Raw genomic sequence first — 7527 nt, forward strand, 5'->3', positions numbered from 1 at the left:
GGGCGAGGGGAGACGGGCGGGGGGAACAGGGCTTGCACTCGACAGACCCCCGCGCCAATGTCGCGCCCATGCTTAAACGACTCTTTGCTGTCTTCAGCCTCTTCGTCCTTGCCGTTCCGTCGCTTGCCGCGGCGCAGGGCGTCACCTCGTCGGCCGACCCGCGCGCGACCGAGGCGGGGCGAGAGATATTGCATCAGGGCGGATCGGCGGCTGACGCCGCGATTGCCATGGTCGCGGTGCTGACCCTCGTCGAACCGCAATCGAGCGGCATCGGCGGCGGCGGCTTCATGGTCTATCACAATGCCAAGGACGACAGCATCTCGACCATCGACGGCCGCGAAAAGGCGCCGGCGGCGGCGAAGGGCGACCGCTTCCTCGGCCCCGACGGCAAGCCGCGCGGCTTCATGGACGTCGTGCCGGGCGGCTTGTCGGTCGGCGTTCCGGGCAATGTCCGCCTGATGGAAATGGCGCACAAGAAATGGGGTAAGCTCGAATGGAAGGCGCTGTTCCAGCCCGCGATCAAACTGGCCGAGGACGGATATAAGGTTACGCCCGCGCTCTACACCTGGCTCGAGCAATTCCAGCCGGTGTGGAAGGATTTCCCGGCCGCCCGCGCCATCTATTATGTCGACGGCAAACCCGCGCCCGTCGGCACCGTGATCCGCAACCCCGCCTATGCGGCCATCCTGCGCGACATTGCAGCGCGGGGCCCCGAAGCCTTTTATGCGGGCGCCAACGCCAAGGCGATCAGCGACGCGGTGGCCAAGGCGCCGCGCAATCAGGCACAGCTCACGCTCAAGGATCTCGCCGCCTATCAGGCGAAGGAGCGCCCGGCGGTCTGCACCACCTATCGCATCTACAAGGTGTGCGGCATGGGGCCGCCCTCGTCGGGCGCGACGACCGTCTTCGGCATCCTAGGCATGCTCGAGGGCTATGACATGAAGGCGATGGGCAAGGATAATCCGATGAGCTGGCACCTGCTGGCCGAAGCGATGCAACTCGCCTATGCCGACCGCGCGGCCTATCTCGGCGACGCCGATTTCGTCGATGTGCCGGTGAAAGGCCTACTCGACAAAGGCTATCTGGCCGAACGCCGCCAGCTCATCTCGCCCTATGGCGCTGCGGGTCATTATGAACCCGGCACGCCGCCGGGCGCGAAGCCGCGCGCTGCCGCACCGCCGATTCCCGAACATGGCACGACGCATTTCGTCGTCGCCGACAAGGACGGCAATGTCGTCTCGATGACCTCGACCGTCGAAAGCATCTTCGGCAGCCAGCTCATCGCCAACGGCTATTTCCTGAACAATGAACTCACCGATTTCGACTTCGTGCCGGTCAAGGACGGGCAGCCGACCGCCAACCGGGTCGAAGCGGGCAAGCGGCCGCTTTCCTCCATGTCGCCGACGATCGTCTATGGCCCCGACGGCAAGGTGATCCTCGCGGTCGGCTCGGCGGGCGGCAAGCGGATCATCATGCATGTGACCAAGACGCTGATCGGCGTCCTCGACTGGGGCCTCAGCGCGCAGGACGCGATGGAACTGCCCAATATCTTCTTCGGCCAGCAGGGCGTGCTGATCGAGAATGACGATCTCGGCAAGGCGATCGCGGCGAAGATGAAGCCCTTCGGCTACAGCTTCACGCCGACCGATCTGGGCTCGAAGCTCAACGCGATCGAACGCGTCGGCGATGGCTGGCGCGGCGCCGCCGACCCGCGCGGGCCCGGCACCTCGTCGGTCGATGGCGCCCCGGCCCAGAACTGACCCGGAAGGGGGCTTCAACCGGAACGCCGTTCACCCTAAGAACGACCCAACGACAATAACCTCCCGAGGAGAGCGAGAGGCATGAAGCTGGACAACCCGCATCTCGACCATTTTCCCAGTCTGGTCGCGATGTTTTTCGACCGTGCCGAACGGGGCGGCGAAAGCCCCTTTCTCTGGCACAAGGCCGATCGCGCGTGGCAACCGCTGAGCTGGCGGCAGGTTGCGAACCAGGTCGCCGCGCTCGCGCATAATCTGCGCGCGCTGGGGCTGAAGGAGGGCGACCGCGTCGTCCTCGTCAGCGAAAACCGGCCCGAATTCTGCATCGCCGATCTCGCCATCATGGCGGCGGGGTGCATCACCGTGCCGACCTACACCACGAACACCGAACGCGATCACCAGCATATCCTCGACAACAGCGGCGCGCGCGCCGTCATCGTCTCGACCGCAAAGCTCGCGCGCACCCTGATGCCCGCGGTAATGCGGTCCGACGCGCATATCGTCATCAGCATGGAAAGCCTGCGCGTCGGCCAGCAGGGCGAGGTGGCGGTCCACGACTGGGCGCCGCTGGTCGAAGGCGGCGAGGCGCATCTGGCGGACGCGAGGGCGCGCGGGCTCGCGATGACGCGCGATGATACCGCCTGCCTTATCTACACCAGCGGCACCGGCGGCGCGCCGCGCGGAGTGATGCAGCATCATGGCGCGATCCTGCACAATGCGGCGGGCGCCGCCGAGGTGCTGGTCAATGATTTCGGCATCGGCGACGAAGAGGTTTTCCTCTCCTTCCTGCCCCTGAGCCATGCCTATGAACATTCGGGCGGACAGTTCCTGCCGATCATGGTCGGGGCACAAATCTATTACAGCGAGGGTCTCGAAAAGCTCGTCTCGAACATCGAAGAGACGAAGCCGACGATCATGGTCGTCGTCCCGCGGCTGTTCGAAGTGATCCGCGCCCGGATGATCAAGTCGGTCGAAAAGCAGGGCAAGCTTGCGAACTGGATGCTCAGCCAGGCGCTGCGCGTCGGCGAAAAGGATTATGAGCGCCGCCTCGGCGTGCTCGACCGCCCGGTCGACCTCATCCTCAACAAGCTGTTCCGCCCCAAGATCCAGCAGCGCTTCGGCGGCCGCATGAAAGCGCTCGTTTCGGGCGGTGCGCCGCTCAACCCCGAAATCGGCGTTTTCTTCCACTCGATCGGCCTGACGCTGCTTCAGGGCTATGGGCAGACCGAGGCGGGGCCGGTGATCAGCTGCAACCGTCCCTCGGTCGGCCTCAAGATGGACACCGTCGGCCCGCCGCTGATGAACACCGAAGTGCGGATCGCCGACGATGGCGAAATCTGCGTCCGCGGCGAACTCGTCATGAAGGGCTATTGGCGCAACAAGGAGGAAACGGCGCGCGTCCTCGTTCCCGATCCGGCCGAACCCGACAAGGGGCCATGGCTCCATACCGGCGACATCGGCCATATCGACGATCAGGGCCGCATCGTCATCACCGATCGCAAGAAGGATCTGATCGTCAACGACAAGGGCGACAATGTCTCGCCGCAGCGGGTCGAAGGGATGCTGACGCTCCAGCCCGAAATCCTGCAGGCGATGGTCTATGGCGACAAGCGCCCGCACCTCGTCGGCATATTGGTGCCCGATCCCGAATGGATGGCCGAATGGGCCGAGGTCGAAGGGCTGCCCAAGGATCTGAAACTGCTGCGCGAGCACGAAAAATTCCGCACCGCGATCCGCGAGGCGGTCGACCGCGTCAACGGCCAGCTTTCGGTGATCGAAAAGGTGCGCAAGTTCGACTTTGCCGACGAACCCTTCACGATCGAGAATGAACAGATGACCCCGTCGATGAAGATCCGCCGCCACATCCTGCGCAAGGTCTATGAGGACAAGATCGCGGCGCTCTACAAGGGGTAGGTTCGCGTCAGGATACAGGCGGGGGCGCGACCCGAAAAGCTCGGCGCAAACCGGACCCCCGCCTGTGACCGAACCTTTGGTTCAGCCGCCGTCCCCCGCCGGTTTGCGATAGGGGACGAATTCGCCAAAAACGCATGTCGGACCGCGAATGCCGCTGCTGCGATCAACCAGGTAAAAGAAGTCGCCTTCGCAGGTCGACGATCCGAACTGGCGCACGACCATGATATCGCTGTCTCGCGCGAGGCCGGGGCAACTGCCCTTCAGCGTGTTGCGGTAAACCAGATTGCGCCCCGATCGATAGAGCAGGATGTTGTCCGACACGCGAATGGTGTCCGACGTCCGGTAATTGGGCAGGCATTTGACCGGGGTGCCGGGCGTCTTGCCCGCGAGCTGCTTGTCGAGCGTCGCCGCCTGCTTGGGCGTCAGCGCTGCGGCACCGGGGGTGCCGCTTCCCGACGGCGCACAGCCGGCAAGCGAGGCGGCGGCGCCGATCAGTACGGTGCAAAGGGCAAAACGGGGCATGGTCATCATAGGGATCCTGACGGGCGTTGTTTGGCGGACGGACGCTGAACGAGGGCTGAAGCAACCCATGTCAGGCCGCGTCCTTCAGCGCGCGGATGCGGCCGAGTTCCGCTGCGCTGGGCGCGCGCAGAAAGGGGTTGGTCGCGCGCTCGTCGCCGATCGTCGTCGGCACCGTCGCCATGCCTTGCGCGCGCGCCGTTTCGACCGCGCTCAGGCGCTCGGCCAGTGCGCGGTTGTCGGGATCGACCGTCACCGCGAAGCGCGCGTTCGACAGCGTATATTCGTGCGCGCAATAAACGCGCGTCGTATCGTCGAGGGTGGCGAGGCGCTGCATGTTCGCGAACATCTGGTCGGCGGTGCCTTCGAACAGGCGCCCGCATCCCATCGCGAACAATGTGTCGCCGACGAAGATCACACCGTCCCCGGCAAAATGATAGGCGATATGCCCGGCGGTGTGCGCGGGGACAGCCCAGACATCGGCGACATGCGCGCCGAGCATGACCCGGTCGCTATCGGCGACGAGGCGGTCGGCGGTCGGAATGCGCGCGCGCTCGGCCGCCGGCGCGATGATCTCGCATCCGGTCTTTGCCTTGATGTCGGCGTTACCGCCCGTATGGTCGGGGTGCCAGTGGGTGTTCCAGATCGCGGTGATCGGCCAGCCGCGCGCGTCCGCCTCGGCCAGCACCGGCTCCGCCACGGCGGGGTCGACGACCATCGTTTCGAAGCTCGCCGGATCGTGGACCAGCCAGACATAATTGTCGCTGAGGACGGGGATGCGGACGATTTCCAGCGCGCTCACGCTCTTCTCCTATGTCTCGCCGGCCTCATGCCTTCCAAGACGGACACGCGCGCGCGCCGCCTTGGTTGCACGATCTACCAGCTTCCCGTGTTGGGCATCGAGGCCCAGGGTTCGGCAGGCTCCAGATGGCCGTCCTGCAACAGCTCAACCGAAATGCCGTCGGGCGATCGCACGAAGGCCATATGGCCGTCGCGCGGCGGGCGGTTGATCGTCACGCCGGCGTCCATCAGGCGCTGGCAGGTTTCGTAGATATTGTCGACGCGATAGGCGAGATGCCCGAAGTTGCGCCCACCCGAATAGCTTTCGGGGGCGCTACCATCCTCGGGCGGCCAGTTATAGGTCAGTTCGACCTCGGCAATGCCGGCCTGTCCCGGCGGGGCCAGAAAGATCAGCGTGAACCGGCCCGCTTCGCTGTCGAAGCGGCGGACTTCCTCAAGCCCGATCAGCTTGAAGAAGTCGATGGTGGCGTCGGGATCCGAAACGCGGATCATCGTGTGGAGATATTTGGTCATGCCCCCATATTAGGCACGAAGCGGGCGACCTTCAAACGCTTCGAACAGATTTACGAATTCATCGGGGACCGGGCTCGGCGCGCCCTGCGCTTCGGCGACATGGACGTTGACCAGAACGCCCGTCGCGCGCAGATCGTCCACGCCCGCGCCGTGCAGTTCGAAATGAAAGACCATCGAACTGCGCCCGACCCGCGCCGCGCGCACGCAGATGTCGATTTCCTCGTCGAGCAGGATGGGCGCACGATAGTCGATCTCGGCGCGCGCAACATGGAATTCGGGGCTGTCGTGGCCGGGCCAGCGATCATATACACCCGCCGCGCGCCAATATTCGGTGATGCCGATGTCGAAATATTCAAGGTAGCGGCTGTTGAATACGACGCGCTGCGCGTCGATCTCGGCATAGCGAACGCGTTTGCGCACATGGAATTTATAGTCGCTGCGGGCCATGATTGTCCTTCAGTCCGGATGGGTCGCGAGGCGCGCGACGGTATCGATCAACAGGGCGATGTCGCCATCGCGCGAAAGGCGGTGGTCGCCGCCCTTGACCAGCGTCACCTGCACATCGTCGCTGGCAAGCGCCGCGGCAAGGCGCAGGCTGATGTCGGGCGGCACGTCGCCATCCTCCTGGCCGTGGAGCAGTCGCACCGGACAGGCGAGGGGGATTTCACCGTCGAGCAACAAGTTCGCCTCTCCCGACTGGAAGAAGCCGCGCGTCGTCACATAGGGCTGATCGCCATAGGGCGTCTCTTCGATCAGCGCGCCTTCGGCGAGGATGATCGCCTTTTCCTCCGGCGAGAAACCCCAGCGGGTGAAGTCGGGCGCCGCCGCGATGCCGACCATTCCCGCCACCCGCGCCGGCCCGTCGCGCGCGACCAGTTCGCGCGCCGCAAGCAGCATCAGCCAGCCGCCCATCGACGATCCGACAAGGATCACCGGCCCCTCGACCTTTGCGTCGATCAGGTCGAGGACGTCGCCGCGCCAGTCGAGCAAAGTCTGGTCGGCAAACAGTCCGTCGGACAGGCCGCAGCCCGCATAATCCAGCAGCAGGCAGGCCTGCCCTTCGGCGGCCGCCCAGTCGAACAGCGCGGTCGCCTTGCCGCCGGCCATGTCGGACATATAGCCGGGCAGGAAAATGATCGTCGGTCCCGTGCCACTGGCATGGCGATAGGCAAGCCGCGGGCGGCCGGGACGGTCCAGATACTCGGGCATTGCGGGTTCACTCATCGAACCGACCTCTCATTCCGTTCGTGTCGAGCGAAGTCGAGACACCCGTTGGGGCAACGCTTGGCCGAGGGGCATCTCGACTTCGCTCGATGCGAACGGGTATTTGGGTGCCAGATCGCCCCCACCGACGTCAGATCACCCAATCGACCGTGTTCATCTGCGCCACGGCCTGGCCCTTGGCGCGGCGCTGTTCGACCATGATCTTGTTGAGCCGCTGGATGGTGTCGCTGCCGGTGGTGATGCACCAGCCGGGCACGACCGCATGGACCAGCGCACACAGCCCGCCCCAGATCATCGTGAAGCCGAAGCGCGCGGCGACCCCGAAATGCTCGACGTAATTTTCGTCTACGCTTTTCGGATGATCGACAAACAGGCGCTTGAACATTTTGGCGGCTCCTTTTGGGTTGCCGCCGCCCTAGCGAGCGGCCGGGGCGCAGGCAAGGGCGGTATCCGGATCCTCCCCGTGGCGGGGCGGTTACGCCCTTGCGACAAGGAAGGTGCGTTCCCCCGCGAAGGCGGGGGTCCAGCTCCAACCAAGAGACGCGCGGCAGCGCGGCCTTCGACACCTCGCGTCGAAGCTGGACCCCCGCCTTTGCGGGGTAACACTTACTTGTTCGAATGGGATATATGCCCACCTTGTCCGGAGCGCCGACCAGGCAATCGAAGGCCGCCGCCACCTTGTATCTTGATAATGATGCATAAGCGCGTTTGCGGGAGGGTCCGCTAGCGGACCCTCCCGCGCCGTCTGCGAGCCCGTTGCCACCTAGGTTCTCGAGACCGCTGGGGAGCTTGGGCCCGG

At 65.0% G+C, this 7527-nt stretch carries 8 protein-coding genes; 2 read left to right on the forward strand and 6 right to left on the reverse strand.

The window, feature by feature from the left end:
- The first annotated feature begins 68 nt into the window (after positions 1–68).
- Positions 69–1760, forward strand: a complete 1692-nt coding sequence (gene ggt / locus P1IM2_RS18340) for a gamma-glutamyltransferase (RefSeq protein WP_062902039.1) — start codon at positions 69–71, stop codon at positions 1758–1760.
- Between the two features lie 81 nt (positions 1761–1841).
- Entirely contained in the window at positions 1842–3671 is a 1830-nt protein-coding gene (locus P1IM2_RS18345) for an AMP-dependent synthetase/ligase (RefSeq protein ID WP_186403412.1), read from the forward strand.
- 81 nt (positions 3672–3752) lie between these two features.
- Here P1IM2_RS18345 and P1IM2_RS18350 read toward each other — a convergent pair whose 3' ends face one another.
- From P1IM2_RS18350 to P1IM2_RS18375, 6 genes are all read right to left on the reverse strand, one after another.
- A complete protein-coding gene (locus P1IM2_RS18350) occupies positions 3753–4202 on the reverse strand; it encodes a hypothetical protein (protein ID WP_186403413.1) in 450 nt (149 codons plus the stop codon).
- 61 nt (positions 4203–4263) lie between these two features.
- Positions 4264–4992, reverse strand: a complete 729-nt coding sequence (gene gloB, locus P1IM2_RS18355; protein WP_186403414.1) for a hydroxyacylglutathione hydrolase — start codon at positions 4990–4992, stop codon at positions 4264–4266.
- Positions 4993–5066: 74 nt separating this feature from the next.
- The gene (locus P1IM2_RS18360) at positions 5067–5504 is read right to left on the reverse strand and encodes a VOC family protein (protein ID WP_062902043.1); all 438 of its coding nucleotides are present in this window, start codon (positions 5502–5504) and stop codon (positions 5067–5069) included.
- Between the two features lie 9 nt (positions 5505–5513).
- Positions 5514–5951 (reverse strand): acyl-CoA thioesterase, encoded by a 438-nt coding sequence (locus P1IM2_RS18365; protein WP_058813425.1) that lies wholly within the window; start codon positions 5949–5951, stop codon positions 5514–5516.
- Between the two features lie 9 nt (positions 5952–5960).
- Positions 5961–6728 (reverse strand): alpha/beta fold hydrolase, encoded by a 768-nt coding sequence (locus tag P1IM2_RS18370; protein WP_186403415.1) that lies wholly within the window; start codon positions 6726–6728, stop codon positions 5961–5963.
- A gap of 130 nt (positions 6729–6858) precedes the next feature.
- Positions 6859–7113 carry a DUF6356 family protein gene (locus tag P1IM2_RS18375; protein ID WP_062902045.1) on the reverse strand — a complete coding sequence of 85 codons (255 nt, stop codon included), beginning with the start codon at positions 7111–7113 and terminating at the stop codon, positions 6859–6861.
- Positions 7114–7527: the final 414 nt, after the last annotated feature.

It is taken from the genome of Sphingopyxis sp. P1IMeth2 (assembly GCF_900185685.1).
Taxonomy (GTDB): Bacteria; Pseudomonadota; Alphaproteobacteria; order Sphingomonadales; family Sphingomonadaceae; genus Sphingopyxis; species Sphingopyxis terrae_A.